At 62.1% G+C, this 15,258-nt stretch carries 21 protein-coding genes; 12 read left to right on the top strand and 9 right to left on the bottom strand.

Going from position 1 to position 15,258, the window contains the following annotated elements; all coding sequences use genetic code 11:
• The first annotated feature begins 90 nt into the window (after positions 1–90).
• Together AC1DLT_RS12125 and AC1DLT_RS12120 are read left to right on the top strand one after the other, a co-directional pair.
• Positions 91–1,056 (top strand): hypothetical protein, encoded by a 966-nt coding sequence (locus AC1DLT_RS12125; RefSeq protein ID WP_477486866.1) that lies wholly within the window; start codon positions 91–93, stop codon positions 1,054–1,056.
• Positions 1,057–1,172: 116 nt separating this feature from the next.
• Positions 1,173–1,655: a hypothetical protein gene (locus AC1DLT_RS12120; protein WP_477486865.1), complete on the top strand. Its 483-nt coding sequence runs from the start codon at positions 1,173–1,175 to the stop codon at positions 1,653–1,655.
• Between the two features lie 9 nt (positions 1,656–1,664).
• On the opposite strand, the gene AC1DLT_RS12115 is transcribed toward AC1DLT_RS12120, so the two are convergent.
• Together AC1DLT_RS12115 and AC1DLT_RS12110 are read right to left on the bottom strand one after the other, a co-directional pair.
• Complete coding sequence (locus tag AC1DLT_RS12115) at positions 1,665–1,877, bottom strand: hypothetical protein (RefSeq protein ID WP_046600953.1); 213 nt, start codon at positions 1,875–1,877, stop codon at positions 1,665–1,667.
• Positions 1,878–1,925: 48 nt separating this feature from the next.
• A complete protein-coding gene (locus AC1DLT_RS12110) occupies positions 1,926–3,152 on the bottom strand; it encodes an ROK family transcriptional regulator (protein ID WP_038544495.1) in 1,227 nt (408 codons plus the stop codon).
• Between the two features lie 201 nt (positions 3,153–3,353).
• Between AC1DLT_RS12110 and xylF the strand changes: the two genes are divergently transcribed.
• The 6 genes from xylF to AC1DLT_RS12080 all read left to right on the top strand — a co-directional run bounded on the left by xylF (position 3,354) and on the right by AC1DLT_RS12080 (position 8,003).
• A complete protein-coding gene (gene xylF / locus AC1DLT_RS12105) occupies positions 3,354–4,394 on the top strand; it encodes a D-xylose ABC transporter substrate-binding protein (protein ID WP_038544498.1) in 1,041 nt (346 codons plus the stop codon).
• Positions 4,395–4,576: 182 nt separating this feature from the next.
• Positions 4,577–5,902, top strand: coding sequence for a sugar ABC transporter permease (locus AC1DLT_RS12100; RefSeq protein WP_477486864.1), 1,326 nt, complete (start codon positions 4,577–4,579; stop codon positions 5,900–5,902).
• A 14-nt stretch (positions 5,903–5,916) separates the two neighbouring features.
• Positions 5,917–6,702, top strand: coding sequence for an ATP-binding cassette domain-containing protein (locus AC1DLT_RS12095; protein ID WP_038544501.1), 786 nt, complete (start codon positions 5,917–5,919; stop codon positions 6,700–6,702).
• Between the two features lie 210 nt (positions 6,703–6,912).
• Positions 6,913–7,092 carry a hypothetical protein gene (locus AC1DLT_RS12090; protein WP_477486863.1) on the top strand — a complete coding sequence of 60 codons (180 nt, stop codon included), beginning with the start codon at positions 6,913–6,915 and terminating at the stop codon, positions 7,090–7,092.
• Between the two features lie 145 nt (positions 7,093–7,237).
• Complete coding sequence (locus tag AC1DLT_RS12085) at positions 7,238–7,627, top strand: group II truncated hemoglobin (RefSeq protein ID WP_477486862.1); 390 nt, start codon at positions 7,238–7,240, stop codon at positions 7,625–7,627.
• 55 nt (positions 7,628–7,682) lie between these two features.
• Positions 7,683–8,003: a DUF423 domain-containing protein gene (locus AC1DLT_RS12080; RefSeq protein WP_477486923.1), complete on the top strand. Its 321-nt coding sequence runs from the start codon at positions 7,683–7,685 to the stop codon at positions 8,001–8,003.
• 56 nt (positions 8,004–8,059) lie between these two features.
• Here the strand turns inward: AC1DLT_RS12080 and AC1DLT_RS12075 are convergent, their stop codons facing one another.
• Both AC1DLT_RS12075 and AC1DLT_RS12070 read right to left on the bottom strand, forming a co-directional pair.
• A complete protein-coding gene (locus tag AC1DLT_RS12075) occupies positions 8,060–8,281 on the bottom strand; it encodes a hypothetical protein (protein WP_038588815.1) in 222 nt (73 codons plus the stop codon).
• A complete protein-coding gene (locus tag AC1DLT_RS12070; protein ID WP_477486861.1) occupies positions 8,262–8,666 on the bottom strand; it encodes a DUF2325 domain-containing protein in 405 nt (134 codons plus the stop codon). Before AC1DLT_RS12070 ends, AC1DLT_RS12075 begins: the two co-directional genes overlap by 20 nt.
• Positions 8,667–8,890: 224 nt before the next feature.
• Here AC1DLT_RS12070 and AC1DLT_RS12065 point away from each other — a divergent pair, with 224 nt between their 5' ends.
• Together AC1DLT_RS12065 and preA are read left to right on the top strand one after the other, a co-directional pair.
• Positions 8,891–10,264, top strand: coding sequence for an NAD(P)-dependent oxidoreductase (locus AC1DLT_RS12065; protein WP_477486860.1), 1,374 nt, complete (start codon positions 8,891–8,893; stop codon positions 10,262–10,264).
• Between the two features lie 12 nt (positions 10,265–10,276).
• Positions 10,277–11,590 carry an NAD-dependent dihydropyrimidine dehydrogenase subunit PreA gene (gene preA / locus AC1DLT_RS12060; RefSeq protein WP_038544512.1) on the top strand — a complete coding sequence of 438 codons (1,314 nt, stop codon included), beginning with the start codon at positions 10,277–10,279 and terminating at the stop codon, positions 11,588–11,590.
• A 41-nt stretch (positions 11,591–11,631) separates the two neighbouring features.
• Here the strand turns inward: preA and AC1DLT_RS12055 are convergent, their stop codons facing one another.
• Positions 11,632–11,979 carry a carboxymuconolactone decarboxylase family protein gene (locus AC1DLT_RS12055; protein ID WP_477486859.1) on the bottom strand — a complete coding sequence of 116 codons (348 nt, stop codon included), beginning with the start codon at positions 11,977–11,979 and terminating at the stop codon, positions 11,632–11,634.
• 71 nt (positions 11,980–12,050) lie between these two features.
• Between AC1DLT_RS12055 and AC1DLT_RS12050 the strand changes: the two genes are divergently transcribed.
• Both AC1DLT_RS12050 and AC1DLT_RS12045 read left to right on the top strand, forming a co-directional pair.
• Positions 12,051–12,353, top strand: coding sequence for an ArsR/SmtB family transcription factor (locus tag AC1DLT_RS12050; RefSeq protein ID WP_247034867.1), 303 nt, complete (start codon positions 12,051–12,053; stop codon positions 12,351–12,353).
• 1 nt (position 12,354) lies between these two features.
• Positions 12,355–12,897 (top strand): rhodanese-like domain-containing protein, encoded by a 543-nt coding sequence (locus AC1DLT_RS12045; protein WP_477486858.1) that lies wholly within the window; start codon positions 12,355–12,357, stop codon positions 12,895–12,897.
• Here AC1DLT_RS12045 and AC1DLT_RS12040 read toward each other — a convergent pair.
• The 4 genes from AC1DLT_RS12040 to AC1DLT_RS12025 all read right to left on the bottom strand — a co-directional run bounded on the left by AC1DLT_RS12040 (position 12,894) and on the right by AC1DLT_RS12025 (position 15,207).
• Complete coding sequence (locus tag AC1DLT_RS12040) at positions 12,894–13,397, bottom strand: hypothetical protein (RefSeq protein WP_247034859.1); 504 nt, start codon at positions 13,395–13,397, stop codon at positions 12,894–12,896. The two genes, AC1DLT_RS12045 and AC1DLT_RS12040, sit on opposite strands and share 4 nt — an antisense overlap.
• Before the next feature lie 153 nt (positions 13,398–13,550).
• Complete coding sequence (locus tag AC1DLT_RS12035; RefSeq protein ID WP_247034858.1) at positions 13,551–13,778, bottom strand: hypothetical protein; 228 nt, start codon at positions 13,776–13,778, stop codon at positions 13,551–13,553.
• Between the two features lie 89 nt (positions 13,779–13,867).
• Positions 13,868–14,086 carry a hypothetical protein gene (locus tag AC1DLT_RS12030; RefSeq protein WP_477486857.1) on the bottom strand — a complete coding sequence of 73 codons (219 nt, stop codon included), beginning with the start codon at positions 14,084–14,086 and terminating at the stop codon, positions 13,868–13,870.
• A gap of 221 nt (positions 14,087–14,307) precedes the next feature.
• The gene (locus AC1DLT_RS12025) at positions 14,308–15,207 is read right to left on the bottom strand and encodes a LysR substrate-binding domain-containing protein (protein ID WP_247034856.1); all 900 of its coding nucleotides are present in this window, start codon (positions 15,205–15,207) and stop codon (positions 14,308–14,310) included.
• Positions 15,208–15,258 lie beyond the last annotated feature (51 nt).

Here is a 15,258-nt window from a genome sequence, read left to right as displayed (position 1 = left end):
CATTGCGGCATGGACTATTGATGCCTACATTGCGCGGGGCTGCGGGTTACCGAAACGCATGGCAATGCCATGCCTGAATGAGGATACCAGATGCTTGAGACGTCCAAAACCAAGCCGCAGGATCTCGAATCCATCGCGCGCCATGGCGGTACTTTCCGGCGAATGGCCGCACGCCTGCCCACCTATTTCACCGACCTGCGGGAAAACCCGGCTTGGCTTCCCATGTTCCTTTTGGCCCGGACAATTCCGTTCAGGCGAGCCCATTGGCTAACGGCCCGGCGCGTCTCGAAATCTGCGCCGGTGGCAACATCGATGTTCGGCGATATCGAAGCCGATAAGGTTGCGGACGAACTCAGACGGAACGGGATCTTCACCGGCCTCATCCTTCCCGATCCGATTCGGCAGGAGATCGCCCGTTTTGCATCCGAAACCCCTTGCTTCGGCAACTTCGAGCGGAAACTCGAATTCCGGGCGGACGAACACGCGGAAGCGGAACGCCGATTCGGTCGAGCGATCCTGAGCGGCCACCATTTCGAAAGGATCGCCAGTTGCGAGGCGGCGGTCGCGGTGCAGCAGGACCCTCTTCTTCTGGATATTGCACGGCACTACCTGGGCGGTGAAGCCAAGCTGATCACCACGCGGACGTGGTGGAGCTTTCCCACTCAATCCGCTTCGGAGGCCGACCTCAGCCGTGCGTCGTTCAAGTTTCATTTCGATCTCGACGACTGGCGGATGCTGAAATTCTTTTTCTATCTGTCGAATGTCGATGAGGATGCGGGACCGCATGTCTATATGCGCGGCAGCCACAACAAGCGGCGTCTCAAGCATCAGTTGACCCTGCTCGTTGGACATCCGGCGGAAGAAGTGCTCGAATTTTACGGAGAGGAGAGCGCCGTCACCCTGACCGGCAAGGCGGGCTACGGGTTCGTCGAAGATCCCTTCGGCTTCCACATGGGGACGGTCGCAAAATATCACCCTCGGCTCATGATGGAAGTCGGGTTCGGCGTATCGAAACCCTCGAAGCGCAGATATCACGGCGAACCCGTCGTGCGCTGAGCGACCCTTCCGGCTCGATGAGCCCCGACGGGGCTCATCCCATCACACATCAATATGGCCGCAAGCTCGACGCCATCTCCGCATGGTCTAGTCCCGCCCCATAAAAGAGGTGGCGCATGCTGTTTGGGCAATCGGTCTTCCAGTCGGTGCTGACGCGGCTGAAGCAGGAGCACGGCGAAGACGACAGCGAAGAGGCAGGCACGGGCTTCCGCATCAAGGGGCTCGGCATGGGTTTCGTCGCGCCGACGGATGACGGTCCAGTGGCGACAGCAACCGGGACCGAAGCCTATTTCGCCTTCCTTCCCGATGTCGCCGAGATCGAAATCGAATCGATGCGGGCGGAAGATGAACCGCAAGAGCAGCCGGCGCCGCCGATCATTCCCGCCCATCTGCTGCGGCTGACGACCGAGGAGATCGCTGCGGAGCTTGCCATCACGGCTGCCGATACCGAGGCGACGCTTGCCGAGAAACGGCGGCATTTCGCCAAGGCCAACCATCCAGATGCCGTCGCCCCGGAATTCCGGGAGAATGCCAATACCCGCATGAAGACCGCCAACTTCCTGATCGACACCGCGATCAAGGGGCTCTTCTGGCGCTAGGAAAAAAGCTTAGTCCTGCGGGTCGTCGGCGGGTTTCTCGACCGGCGGCTTTCTCTTTTCGATGAACAGCTTGTAGCCGGCGTAAGCGCCCATGGCGCCGACGATGATCGCCCAGAAGGGTTCTCCGGCGACCAGTTCGAAAATCGCCCAGGCGGCACAGACCGCCGGGATCAATACCCGGCGCCAAAGCGGCTCGTAAAAGGGATGGTTCGGATCGATCATGGTCTTCACTCCCGGCCAGTCGTTTTGCCACCAGTCACTCGCAATCGGTCATTCCCCGGCGGCCTGCATGCTCTGGCGCGAACCGATGATATCCTGGTCGACGATCGAAAATGCAAGATTGAGATGCCCCTCGAACACCAGCGAGGGTTCGTCCGGCACGATGGTCAGGCCCGGCATGCCGCCGAGCCGCACCACATGCGTCTGCGCCAGTCCCTCCTCTATGCCCGCCTGCAGCAGATCCTGGTAGCGGGTGCCCGGACCGGTGATGAAGACCGGCATATGGCCATGCAGGCTGAGCAGCCGCGAGAGACCGTAGCCCAACGCGGCACCCGCATTGCGGAAGGCGAGCTGCGCCATGCGATTGCCTTGCCGGGCGCGGACGGCGATCTTGTCGATTTCGCTGACGGGCACGAATTTCGCAGGGATCGTATCCACCGGCACCTCGAAGGCGGCGCGCAGGATGGCGTAGAAACCGGCATAGGCCTCGACGCAGCCGCGCGCACCGCAGCGACAAAGCCCGCCGTTCGGCATGTGCAGCATGTGCCCGAAATTGGGCGCCGAGATTTCCGGAACCCCGCCGGCGACGCGGCGTGCGATCCCGAGCCCGATGCTGTGCCCGAGCGAAAGCGCCGCGAGAACCGGCTCACCGCCGCCTTGCGTCTTCACCTGGCGTTCGAGCAGTGCACTCGCCACCAGCAGCGTCTCGTTGTTGAGAATGACCTTGGCCTGCCAACCGTCTTTGAGCGCCGCAGCAAAATCGACGGGCTGGGAACCGAAGACGGGCGACCAGACAAGCACCGGATCGCTCGGATGCGCCAGTCCCTTGCTGCTGACCGAAACGAGCAGAACGCTGCCGCGATCGATGCGGGAGCGTTCGACGGCCCGTTCGAGCCCCGCCGAGATGGCCGCGAGAAAGGCCGCCGTGCCGCCCTCCCCGCGCGGTTCGCTGAACCGGTCGAGCAACGTTCCGGCATAATCGACCAGCGAATACTGGATCATGTCCGACGAGATGATGACGGTGATGAGATAGCCGCAATTGCGCCGCTGGCTGAACAGCACGCGCGGCCGCCCACGGCCGACAGTCGCCTGCTGCTCGCTCTTTTCGATGATGCGGGCGCGTTCCAGATCGGCGGTGATCGAGGAGATCGTCGCCGACGCCAGCCCGGTGGCATCCGAGATTTCCGTGTGCGCGAGCCGGCCGTGGCGACGCAGCGCAGACAGCACGAGCGCGCTGTTCTGCTGCCGGACCAGTTCCGTGCTCGATTTCGCCAGCATTCCGCCTGCCGCCTCCCTCACTCCATCTGTCGATACGGCAGTGCCTCGCCCTCCACAAGTGCCGATTGACAGCCCACGGAATCTCTGACATCTAATTTCTCGACTGTCGAGAAAAAAGCTTGGACGCTTTCTCCGGCAGATTATCTGGCGGGGGGAGAGCACGGAGGCTAGCGCCCATCCGCCGTCACTCGGGAGGACATTATGAGATCATTCGTAAAGCTGATGGCCGGCGCGGCCATCCTCGTTTCCATGCATTCCGCCACCATGGCGGCCAATCTCGTCGTCGGCGTTTCTTGGTCGAACTTCCAGGAAGAACGCTGGAAGACCGACGAAGCCGCGATCAAGAAGGCTCTTGAAGCCGCCGGCGCAAAATACATCTCGGCCGACGCCCAGTCGTCTGCCGCAAAGCAGCTTACCGACGTTGAATCGCTGATCTCCCAGGGTGCCAATGCCCTGATCGTTCTGGCGCAGGATTCGAGCGCCATCGGCCCTGCCGTCGAAAAGGCTGCAGCCGAAGGCATTCCGGTCGTCGGTTACGACCGCCTGATCGAAAATCCGGCCGCGTTCTACATCACCTTCGACAACAAGGAAGTCGGCCGCCTGCAGGCGCAGGGCGTCTTCAAGGCAAAGCCTGAAGGCAACTACGTCTTCATCAAGGGCTCCTCTTCCGATCCGAACGCCGACTTCCTGTTCGCCGGCCAGATGGAAGTGCTGAAGGCTGCAGTCGACGGCGGCAAGATCAAGAATGTCGGCGAAGCCTATACCGACGGCTGGAAGCCCGAAAACGCCCAGAAGAACATGGAACAGTTCCTGACCAAGAACAACAACAAGGTCGACGCGGTCGTCGCATCCAACGACGGCACTGCCGGCGGTGCGATCGCGGCGCTCGACGCCCAGGGCTTGGCAGGTTCGGTTCCGGTTTCCGGCCAGGACGCCGACAAGGCGGCTCTGAACCGCGTGGCTCTCGGCACCCAGACGGTATCCGTCTGGAAGGACAGCCGAGAACTCGGCAAGAACGCCGCTGAAATCGCTCTGGCGCTTGCCGGTGGCAAGAAGCTGACCGAGATCAAGGGCGTCCAGACCTTCGAAGGCGGTCCGAAGAAGGTGAAGATGCAGTCGGTCTTCCTGAAGCCGCAGGCTATCACCAAGGACAACCTCAACGTCGTCATCGAAGCAGGCTGGATCAGCAAGGCTGAAGCCTGCCAGGGCGTCAAGGCCGGCGCAGTGGCTGCCTGCAAGTAACGCATGGCTGTCCGCAGACGATAAACTCACCGACGCCGCAGCACTTCTGCCGCGGCGTCGGTTTTCGGCGTAAGATGGCGCGGCCGCACGAAGGATTACCCGGCGGCTGAACGTCGCGCAGGCGCGGTCCGGCTCGATTTTTTCGAACCGCAGCGCCTCGCAAAAGTGGGGAACGGCAAAAAATGGCCGAGACGATACAGTCCACAACGAATTCCAAGACATCGGGAGCGGCAGGACAGGCGGAAGGCAGTTTCGTTGCCCGCTTCTTCCGCGCGACCGAGATCGACACACGCATGCTCGGCATGATTGGCGCGCTGCTGATCATCTGGGTCGGGTTCCACATCCTGACGGGCGGCCTTTTCCTGACGCCGCGCAATCTCTGGAACCTCTCGGTGCAGACCGCCTCGGTCGCCGTCATGGCGACCGGCATGGTGCTTGTCATCGTCACCCGCAACATCGACCTTTCGGTCGGCTCGATCCTCGGTTTCACCGGCATGGTCATGGGGGTGCTGCAGGCAAGGCTTCTGCCGGAGCTGTTCGGCTTCAACCACCCGGCGATCTGGATCATCACCCTGGCCGGCGGCATCGCCATCGGAGCGCTGATCGGTACGCTGCAGGGCTCCATCATCGCCTTTCTCGGCGTGCCCTCGTTCATCGTGACGCTCGGCGGCCTGCTCATCTGGCGTGGCGCCACCTGGTTCGTGACGAGCGGCCAGACCGTTGCGCCGATGGACGTCAACTTCCGCCTGATGGGCGGCGGCACGGAAGGCTCGATCGGCGCCACCTGGAGCTGGATCGTCGGCATCATTGCCTGTCTCGCCATCATCGCGGCGATCATCAACGCCCGCCGCCAGCGCAAGCGCTTCTCCTTCCCGCGCCGGCCGATCTGGGCCGAATACGTGCTGGTCGGGCTCGGCTGCATCGTCGTGCTCGGCGCAGTCTCGATCGCCAATGATTATTACTGGCCGATCGCCATCGCCCGCCGTTACGCCGAGGCAAACAACATTGCCTGGCCGGAAGGCGGCCTGCTGATCTCCCAAGGGATCGCCATCCCGGTTCTGATGGCAATCGCGGTCGGCATCGTCATGACCTTCATCGCCACCCGCCTGCGCTTCGGCCGCTATGTCTTCGCGATCGGCGGCAATCCCGAAGCCGCGGAACTCGCGGGCATCAAGACCCGCTGGGTGACGGTCAAGATCTTCGCACTGATGGGTGTGCTCTGCGCCATCGCCGCGGCGATCTCCACCGCCCGCCTCAACGCCGCAACCAATGCGCAAGGGGAACTCGACGAGCTCTACACGATCGCCGCAGCCGTGATCGGCGGCACCTCGCTTGCCGGTGGCATGGGCTCGATCGCCGGCGCCATGCTCGGCGCGCTCGTCATGCAGTCGCTTCAATCCGGCATGGTGCTGCTCGGTATCGACTCGCCGTTCCAGCGCATCGTCGTCGGCATGGTGCTCGTCACCGCCGTCTGGCTCGACACCGTCTATCGCTCTCGCGCCAAATAACAGGAGTTTTCATCGTGACGGAACAAACCACTCCGCTCGTGGAAATGAAGAACATTTCCATCTCCTTCGGCGGGATCCATGCAGTCGAGAATGCCTCGGTCGATCTTTTCCCCGGCGAGGTCGTGGCCCTGCTCGGCCATAACGGCGCCGGCAAGTCGACGCTGATCAAGATCCTGTCGGGCGCCTACAAGCGCGACAACGGCGACATCATGATCAACGGCGAGACCGTTGACATCCGCAACCCGCGCGACGCCAAGAAATACGGCATCGAGACGATCTACCAGACGCTCGCCGTCGCCGACAATGTCGATGCCGCCGCCAACCTCTATCTCGGCCGCGAGCTGCAGACAAAATGGGGCACGCTCGACGACGTCGCCATGGAGGCCAGCGCCCGCGAGGTGATGGGCCGCCTCAACCCCAATTTCAAGCGGTTCAAGGAGCCTGTGAAGGCGCTTTCCGGCGGCCAACGGCAATCGGTGGCGATCGCCCGCGCGATCCTGTTCGACGCCCGCATCCTGATCATGGACGAGCCGACTGCAGCGCTCGGACCCCAGGAGACCGCGCAGGTGGGCGACCTCATCAAGCAGCTGAAGCGGGAAGGCATCGGCATCTTCCTGATCAGCCACGACATCCATGATGTCTTCGACCTCGCCGACCGCGTCTTCGTGATGAAGAACGGCAAGGTGGTCGGCCATGCCCGCACCGGGGACGTCACCAAGGACGAGGTGCTCGGGATGATCATCCTCGGCAAGGTGCCGCCCGGCGCCACGCCCGGCCCCGGCGCCATGAAGGTGGTGTGACTGCCAGGCGGAATTGCGCCTGCCCTTTGAAGCCCGCCGCTGATCAAGGGTGGCGCAGAGGCGGAACCGGGCTCTCTCCCGGTTCCGCCTTATCTCCTTCAAAAACAGATCGCGTCGCATCGATCGGCAGGCAGTCGACAGCCCTCTCCCCTGGAACTCCTCTCCTCCCCTAACGTTGGCTTTTGAAACCCCAACGTCGGAGGATCAAAAATGGCAGAAGAGCGCACTGCACAGGAAATTATCGAACATAGAGAAAGGCCGGCGAAGACAGCCAAACATCCGCCGGCCAGGCCGCATGACAAGGAACACCTGATCGACAGGGAGAAGACGCCCGGTACCGGCTCGCTGCCTGAGCCCAACTCGAAAGAGGTGGATACCGGGTCGGAGTGACCGGCTGCATTTTCAGGCAGATCGCGCCGCTGCGCACCCCGCTGGATCCCGAGACACCCTGTTCTGCGACGCCTTGGCGCTTGCCCGCTGCGGTACGGATCGCTAACACCGCTTGAGACGATCAGAGCGAGCGAGCCGAGCGGGCATGGCGGACGAAACCATCACACTTTATGACGCGATCGGCGGCGACGCGACGGTGCGGGCGCTGGTGAAGCGCTTCTACGAACTGATGGACACGCTGCCGGAGGCCGCCCATTGCCGAGCCGTTCATCCGCCGAGCCTCGAAGGCAGCGAAGCGAAACTTTACGATTATCTGACCGGCTATCTCGGCGGCCCGCCGGTCTATGTGGAAAAACACGGCCACCCGCGGCTGCGCTCGCGCCATTTCGGCGCAGCGATCGGGCCTCTCGAACGCGATGAATGGATGATCTGCTTCCGCCGCGCCATGGACGAGACGATCGAAAATCCGAAACTGCGCGAGATCATCTGGCCTCCGATCGAGCGGCTTGCCTTCCATATGCAGAACAAGGAATAGGCCGTTGCAAAGACTCGACAATATCAGGCCGTTGATTCTGTTTGTGAGCGGCCTGATGGGCGCGGCCGGCGTGGCGCTGGCGGCAGCCGCAAGCCACGGCGGCGACACGGCTTTCCTCGGCTCCGCCTCGACCATGTGTCTGGCGCATGCGCCGGTCCTGCTCGGGCTCTATCTCGGCCACCGGCATTTTCGCACAGCAACGCTCGGCGCGCTGGTGCTCGGTCTCGGCACGATCATATTTGCGGGCGACCTCGTCTCGCGGCACTACCTCGGCGACCGGCTGTTTCCGATGGCCGCGCCAGTGGGCGGATCGGGGATGATGTTGGGCTGGCTGATCGTGGCGGCCGGGGCGTTTTTCAGGGTGCGGGAGGTTTAAGGTTTCTCGGTCTCTTCTCCACAGAGAGAAGAAAAGAGGTGGAACGCCAATTGAGCCTACCGCTTAAACGTCAGGACCTTTGCGCCCTCGATCTCGACAATATCCACTGAGCGCGTCCGATCGACTTTCGGCAGCACCACCACATTGGTCATGTCCGCAGCCGCTTCGGCTCGCCTCGTCAGCAGCGCGTAAAGTTCCGGCACCAGCCCGTCGCCGTTCTGTTCGGCGAGCTTGTGGAGGCCGATGAAAAGGCTGGCGTCACGAGGTTCTTCGTTCATCATTGCGTTCCTTCATGGTCTGGAGCGCCCGCTCCAGACTGGATTTGGAGCCGTTGCGAAGCGGCACGAAGGCGACACCGAATTTCTTGCAGCCGGTCTTCACCCTCAGACACGCATCGTGGCTGATACAGTCGATGGGGCAGAAGACGCAGTCGACCGAGGGCAGCACGGTGTCGATGCGGGAAACCGCCTCACGCAAACCGCCGTCGTGGTGGATCAGTTCCGCGCCGAAGTTGCTGGCGATCTCCCGCAGGTGCGCCACCTGACAATCACGGCCGCCGACATAGAGAAAGCTGCGGACGTCGGCGACAGCCGGCCCCCGCGTTTCGGCGCCTTTCGGTGCCGCGCCGGAATTGCCGTGTCTGTGCTTCTGCTTCTTGGCCATATGCCCCTCGCCGCCGATTCTGCTGAACCGCAGTTCCTCGATGGCCGGCACCATATTAAAGTTGATTTTCAGAGTAAAGATTAGAGTGGACTCTTTTTATCATGATATATCGGGCGCCCTGATATGGGCCCGCCATTTCAAAAATTTACCGTTTGATAAATTTTTACGCTGTGGTACCTTTTGCCCAATAGTTGTCCATGAATCCATAAAAGAGGGAACTTAGGATGGAACGACTGGGAAACGGTCCGAAGGCCGGAATCGAGGCTGGCCGCCTCGCCGCTGCCGACTATGAGGCGAATTTCGCCGATCTCCACCCGCGTCTCGACAGGCACGAGGCGCTGGTCGAATCCGATCGCTGTTATTTCTGCTACGACGCGCCGTGCATGACGGCCTGTCCCACCTCCATCGATATCCCGCTGTTCATCAGGCAGATACAGACAGGCAATCCGATCGGTTCGGCCAAGACCATCTTCGACCAGAATATTCTGGGCGGCATGTGCGCCCGCGTCTGTCCCACCGAAACGCTCTGCGAGCAGGCCTGCGTGCGCAACACGGCCGAGGACAAGCCGGTCGAGATCGGCAAGCTGCAGCGTTATTCCACCGACATCGCCATGGAACAGGGCCGACAGTTCTATAGCCGCAAGGCTCCGACCGGCAAGACGATCGCGGTCGTCGGCGCCGGTCCGGCAGGGCTCGCCGCCGCACATCGCCTGGCCATGCACGGCCATTCCGTCACCATTCTCGAAGCCCGCGAAAAGGCCGGCGGTCTCAACGAATACGGCATCGCCACCTATAAGGCTGTCGATGATTTCGCCGCCCGCGAAGTCGATTACGTCACTGCGATCGGCGGCATTGAGATTGTCAATGGCCAAGCGCTCGGCCGGGATTTCTCGCTGTCCGACCTCTCCGCCAAATATGACGCAGTCTTCCTCGGCATGGGCCTTGCCGGCGTCAACGGCCTCGGTATCGAGGGCGAGGCGCTCGCGGGCGTCGAGGACGCGGTCGATTTCATCGCCGCGCTTCGCCAGGCAAAGGACAAGAGCGTGCTGCCGATCGGCCGGCGCGTCGTCGTCCTCGGCGGCGGCATGACCGCCATCGACGCCGCCATCCAGTCGAAGCTGCTCGGCGCCGAAGAGGTGACGATCTGCTATCGCCGCGGCAAGGACAATATGAACGCCTCCCCTTACGAACAGGATCTTGCGACCGCCAACGGCGTCATCATCCGCCATTGGCTGGCACCAAAATCGATCATCGGCAAGGACGGCAAGGTTGCCGGCATCGAGGTGGAATATACCGCGATGCGCGACGGCAAGCTGATCGGCACCGGCGAGACCGGCGTCATCGCCGCCGACCAGATTTTCAAGGCGATCGGCCAGACCTTCTCCGCCTCGGGCCTCGGCGCGCTGCAGTTCGAAAAGGGCAAGATCGTCGTCGATCCGGAAGGCCGCACCTCGATCGAGGGCGTCTGGGCCGGCGGCGATTGCATCGGCACCGGCGAGGACCTGACCGTCTCGGCGGTCGCGCAGGGGCGCGACGCCGCAGAAAGCATCGCAAAAGCCCTGGCTGCCGCAGCGCAGCCGGCAACCGCAGTGGCTTGAGGGAGAACTACAATGGCTGATATCCGCAACAATTTCGTCGGCATCAAATCCCCCAACCCGTTCTGGCTGGCGTCCGCGCCGCCGACCGACAAAGCCTACAATGTCGAGCGCGCCTTCAAGGCAGGTTGGGGCGGCGTGGTGTGGAAGACGCTCGGCGAGGAAGGTCCGCCGGTCGTCAACGTCAACGGCCCGCGCTATGGTGCCATCTGGGGCGCCGATCGCCGCCTGCTCGGCCTGAACAATATCGAACTGATCACCGACCGCGACCTCTACACCAACCTTCGTGAAATGAAGGAAGTGAAGAAGAACTGGCCGGACCGGGCGATTGTCGCCTCGATCATGGTTCCTTGCGAGGAACAGGCCTGGAAGGCGATCCTGCCGCTGGTGGAAGAGACTGAAGTGGACGGCATCGAGCTCAATTTCGGCTGTCCGCACGGCATGTCCGAGCGCGGCATGGGCTCCGCGGTCGGCCAGGTGCCGGAATATATCGAAATGGTAGTGCGCTGGTGCAAGCAGTATACCCGCATGCCAGTCATCACCAAGTTGACGCCCAATATCAGCGATATCCGCCACCCTGCCCGCGCCGCCAAGCGCGGCGGCACGGACGCGGTGTCGCTGATCAACACGATCTCGTCGATCATCTCCGTCGATCTCGACACCTTCTCGCCCAACCCGTCGGTCGGCGGCAAGGGCAGCCATGGCGGTTATTGCGGCCCGGCGGTCAAGCCGATCGCGCTCAACATGGTCGCCGAAATCGCCCGCGATCCGGAGACCTACGGCCTGCCGATCTCCGGCATCGGCGGCATCACCACCTGGCGGGACGCGGCGGAGTTTCTGGCGCTCGGGGCCGGCAATGTGCAGGTCTGCACCGCGGCGATGACCTACGGCTTCAAGATCGTCGAGGAAATGATCACCGGCCTTTCCGACTGGATGGACGAGAAGGGCCACCAGTCGCTTGACGACATCATCTGTCGCGCGGTCCCCAACGTCACCGACTGGCAGTATCTCAACCTCAACTACATCGCCAAGGCGCATATCGACCAGGACGCCTGCATCAAGTGCGGCCGCTGCCACATCGCCTGCGAGGACACCTCCCACCAGGCGATCACCAGCATGGTCGACGGCGTGCGCCATTTCGAGGTGATGGAAGAGGAATGCGTCGGCTGCAATCTCTGCGTCAACGTCTGTCCCGTCGAGAACTGCATCACCATGGAAGCCCTGCCCGCCGGCGATCTCGACAAGCGCACCGGCAAGGTGGTCGATCCGACTTACGCCAACTGGACGCAGCATCCCAACAACCCGATGGCAAGGCAGGCCGCGGAGTAAAATGGCAGGGAGACAGGAGGGCGGCCCGGCCGCCTTCCCTTTTACGCCACTTCTGAAAACTGATCCCAGGCGCGCAACGTGTCGGCTGCATACATCAGCGCGGGCCTGCCGCCCATATAGGCGCCCATCGCCGCCACCTCGGCAATCTCCTGCCGCGTAGCACCGAGTCCGTGTAACGCCTTGGTATGGAAGCCGATACAGCCATCGCACCGCTGGGTGATACCGATCGCGAGCGCAATCAGTTCCTTCGTCTTCCTGTCCAGCGCGCCATCAGCGCCGGCCCCCTTCGACAAAGCGTAAAACCCTTGCATCGCGTCGGGCGTCAGCTTCCGCATCTCGGCGGCGTAAGCGGATATGTCCCTGGTGATCTGGCGATAGTCTTTCGTCATTCAGGTCTCCTGCAATCTTTACAATTCATATTTTTATGATATAAGAAAAACATGAACTGTAAAGGCCACCCATGGACCTGACTGACGAAATGCCCGTGAAGGCCGAGGAGGTGGCGAACTTCCTCAAGGGCCTGGCCAATTCCCACCGGCTGCTGGTGCTCTGTGCGCTGGCGGAGGGCGAGCGCAATGTCGCTCAGCTGATCGAGGCGACCGGCATCGCGCCAACCTCGATGTCGCAGCATCTGGCCAAGCTGAAGGAAGAAGGCATCGTCGACTTCCGGCGGGAACACCGCACGCTTTTCTATTTCATAGTCCATCCGGCCGTCAGCGAACTGATGGGCGTCCTCTACCGGCATTTCTGCAAGGGAAAATAAGATGAGCACCGAAACCACGAGGACCGTATCCGCAACGCAGGCCGCCGAGTGGCTTGCCGCGGGCGATGCGATCCTGATCGACGTACGCGAGCCGGACGAGTTCCGGGCCGAGCATATCGCCGCTGCCGCCTCGCTGCCTCTTGGTACCGTGGGCGACCTGCGGCAGAACCTGAAGGTCCCGGAAAACCGAAGGATCGTTGTGCATTGCCTGAAGGGCGGACGCGGCGAACAGGCCTGCCGTAAACTCGAAGATATCTTGCCGGCTCACCGGATCTACAATCTCGAAGGCGGCATCACCGCATGGAAACAGGCAGGTTTGCCCGTCGTCGGGCTCGCAGGTAAAGGTGGGCCATCGATCTTTCGCCAGGTGCAGATGATCGTCGGCAGCCTCGTGCTGCTTTCCGTGGCTCTCGGCTTTCTTGGCCTGACCCCTGCCTTTGCGCTGGCCGGATTTTTCGGCTTCATGCTTGCCTTTGCGGGCTTCAGCGGCTGGTGCGGCCTCGCTCTCCTGCTTCAGCGCATGCCTTGGAACCGGACGGCTTAACGCGAACCGGGAAGAGGCGGGGTGCTTCTCGGCGTTCTGGTTCTGGCGCTCCTGATCAGCAAGGCCATGCGATCGCGCGCCAGGGCGGCCTTGTCCAGTTTGAGGTGCTCGCTGAATTCCACCGGGCCATGTTCCGGCGTCTTCAGAAGGCAGCGGTAGTGCATGCCTCCCTCGCCGTCGCTTTCCGCGTCGATGGTCGGAGCCGGCAGGCGATCGGGATCGATGCGCTCCTCGTCATGGGTCCAGGGCCAGCGGCGAATGACGATCCAGCTGCCGTCGCTCTTCTGCCGGACCGAGACGACCGGCCGTGTGAGTGCTCCGAATGCCAGCCAGCAGCCGAGGCCCCAGAAAAAAGCGATAGTGAGAGCCCTGAACGGTTCCTGGGAGATGCCGCTGTCACGAAGGAAAACCCAGGTCATCAGCACAAGAATAGCAAACCAGGCGACAATGAAGAGCCAGCCATACAGTGGTCGCAGGTTCCTAAAAAGCAGTCTCTCCATGGGTTTCACCTCCCAAGACTTCTTTCGGTCCACAATTATAACACAACGCCTGCAATATGCGAATTATCTAAAGAATAAGTATGGAAACAAAGAGGCCCGGCGGGTTGGCCGGGCCTTCTTCGCACTGGATGCCTGCAATGAGTTCAGGGGCGATCAGTTCGGGCGGTTTGCGCCGTCGAAATAGTCGCCACTGTTGACGTCGGCCTGAACGTTGGCCTTCCGGGCTTCGGCCTTCTGGCCGATGCTGCCGGTCTGGACCTGGTCGACGGTTGCGGAAGCCTTGGAAACGCCTTCGTAATAGTCGCCTTCAGCGAGAGCGACAGAAGCGAAGGAGGCCGAAGCAATAAGAGCTGCGGCGATAGCGGAAGTGATCCTGGTCATTGTGGTAGTCCCTTCAGAGTGTTCCGCGGCTCACGAGTTTGCGACCTGGCCTGCGGATTGTTTGTTTCGGTATCTTGAGTGAGCTGCAGTTAGTTCGGGCGGTTGGCGCCGTCGAAATAGTCGCCGTTGTTGATGTCGGCCTGGAGCTTGTCGTTCCGGCCGATGCTGCCGGTGCTGATGCGGTCAATGGTAGCGGCGGGAGCGTTCTTCTGGACGCCCTGGTAATAGTCACCTTCGGCAAGAGCGGCAGAAGCGAACGAAGCCGAAGCGATCAGGGCTGCGGCGATGGCGGCGGAAATTTTGGTCATTGTCTTCTTCCTTGCTGTGTGGGGCCGAGTTTCTCGAAGCCCCTCTCCGTGTTTGATCTTGTCTTTCGAAGCTCGTTGCCGCGCTTCTGATGCTCAAGATGGTGCAAGTCGGCCGCCGGGAATAGACAGCAAGTTGCAGACGTATTGTTCGCAAATACTGAACGATTTAAATTTTATCGTTCACACAAAGCGCGCACTTACGTGGGGGATCTGGCCGGGGATCAGCGGGAGCTGCCTTCAGCCGGCTCGTTCAATAGGTCGAGCATGGCGCGCAGCGCCCGGGTGACGTGCCGCTCGCCATGGAAGATCGCCGAGAACTGACGGAGCGGCATCGGGAAATCGGCGACGTGGAGCCGGCCCGAAAAGGAGTGGGACGATGCTGCCCGGCTTGAAAGCACCGTCGCGCTCAACCCCGCCTCCACCGCCGCCATCGCCGCCTCGTTCGACGGCATTTCAAGAACAACGGACAATGACTGCGGCTCGATGCCGAGATTGAAGAGCTGCGCCTCGAAGGCCGAGCGCGTGCCGGATCCCTGTTCGCGCATGATCCAGTTGGTTTCGAGAAGATCGCTCGAGCGGATCTTGCGACCGTCCGCCCAGGGGTGGCGGCTGCCGACCACCAGGACCAGCCGGTCCTCCGCCACCTTGCGGCGTTTGAGCCCCGCCAGAAACACCTCGCCTTCAACGACGGCAAGTTCCGCCGCCCCGGTCAGCACGGCTTCGGCCGCACTCTGGGTGTTGCCGACGGTAAGCCTCACGTCAACGCGCGGGAACCGCTCGTGATAACTGACGAGGCGAGCCGGCAGCCAGTAGCTCGCCACCGTCTGGCTGGCATGCACACGCAGGATGCCCGAGGCCGACCCGCCGAGATCGGCAAGCACGTGCTCGGCAGTCTGCGCCCGCTCCAAAACGGCGCGCGCCTCCGGCACGAACAGTTTTCCCGCTTCGGTGAGTTCGATCCGCCGCCCGACCCGGTTGAACAGGATCACGGCATGCCGCGCCTCCAGCGCCGAGATCGCCGCACTCACCGCCGACTGCGTGAGGTTCAGCACCTCCGCCGCACGGGTCACATGTTCGCGCGTAGCGACTTCCAGAAAAATTCGAAGCTGATCGAGGGTCATCGTCCAAAACCATTCGTTTTATCGAACGATATCAGAAAACTTATCAATTGG

Source organism: Neorhizobium sp. 05N33, assembly GCF_056397445.1.
The sequence above is the reverse complement of the archived record's forward strand: the minus strand, read 5'-3'. Positions and strand labels throughout refer to the sequence as shown.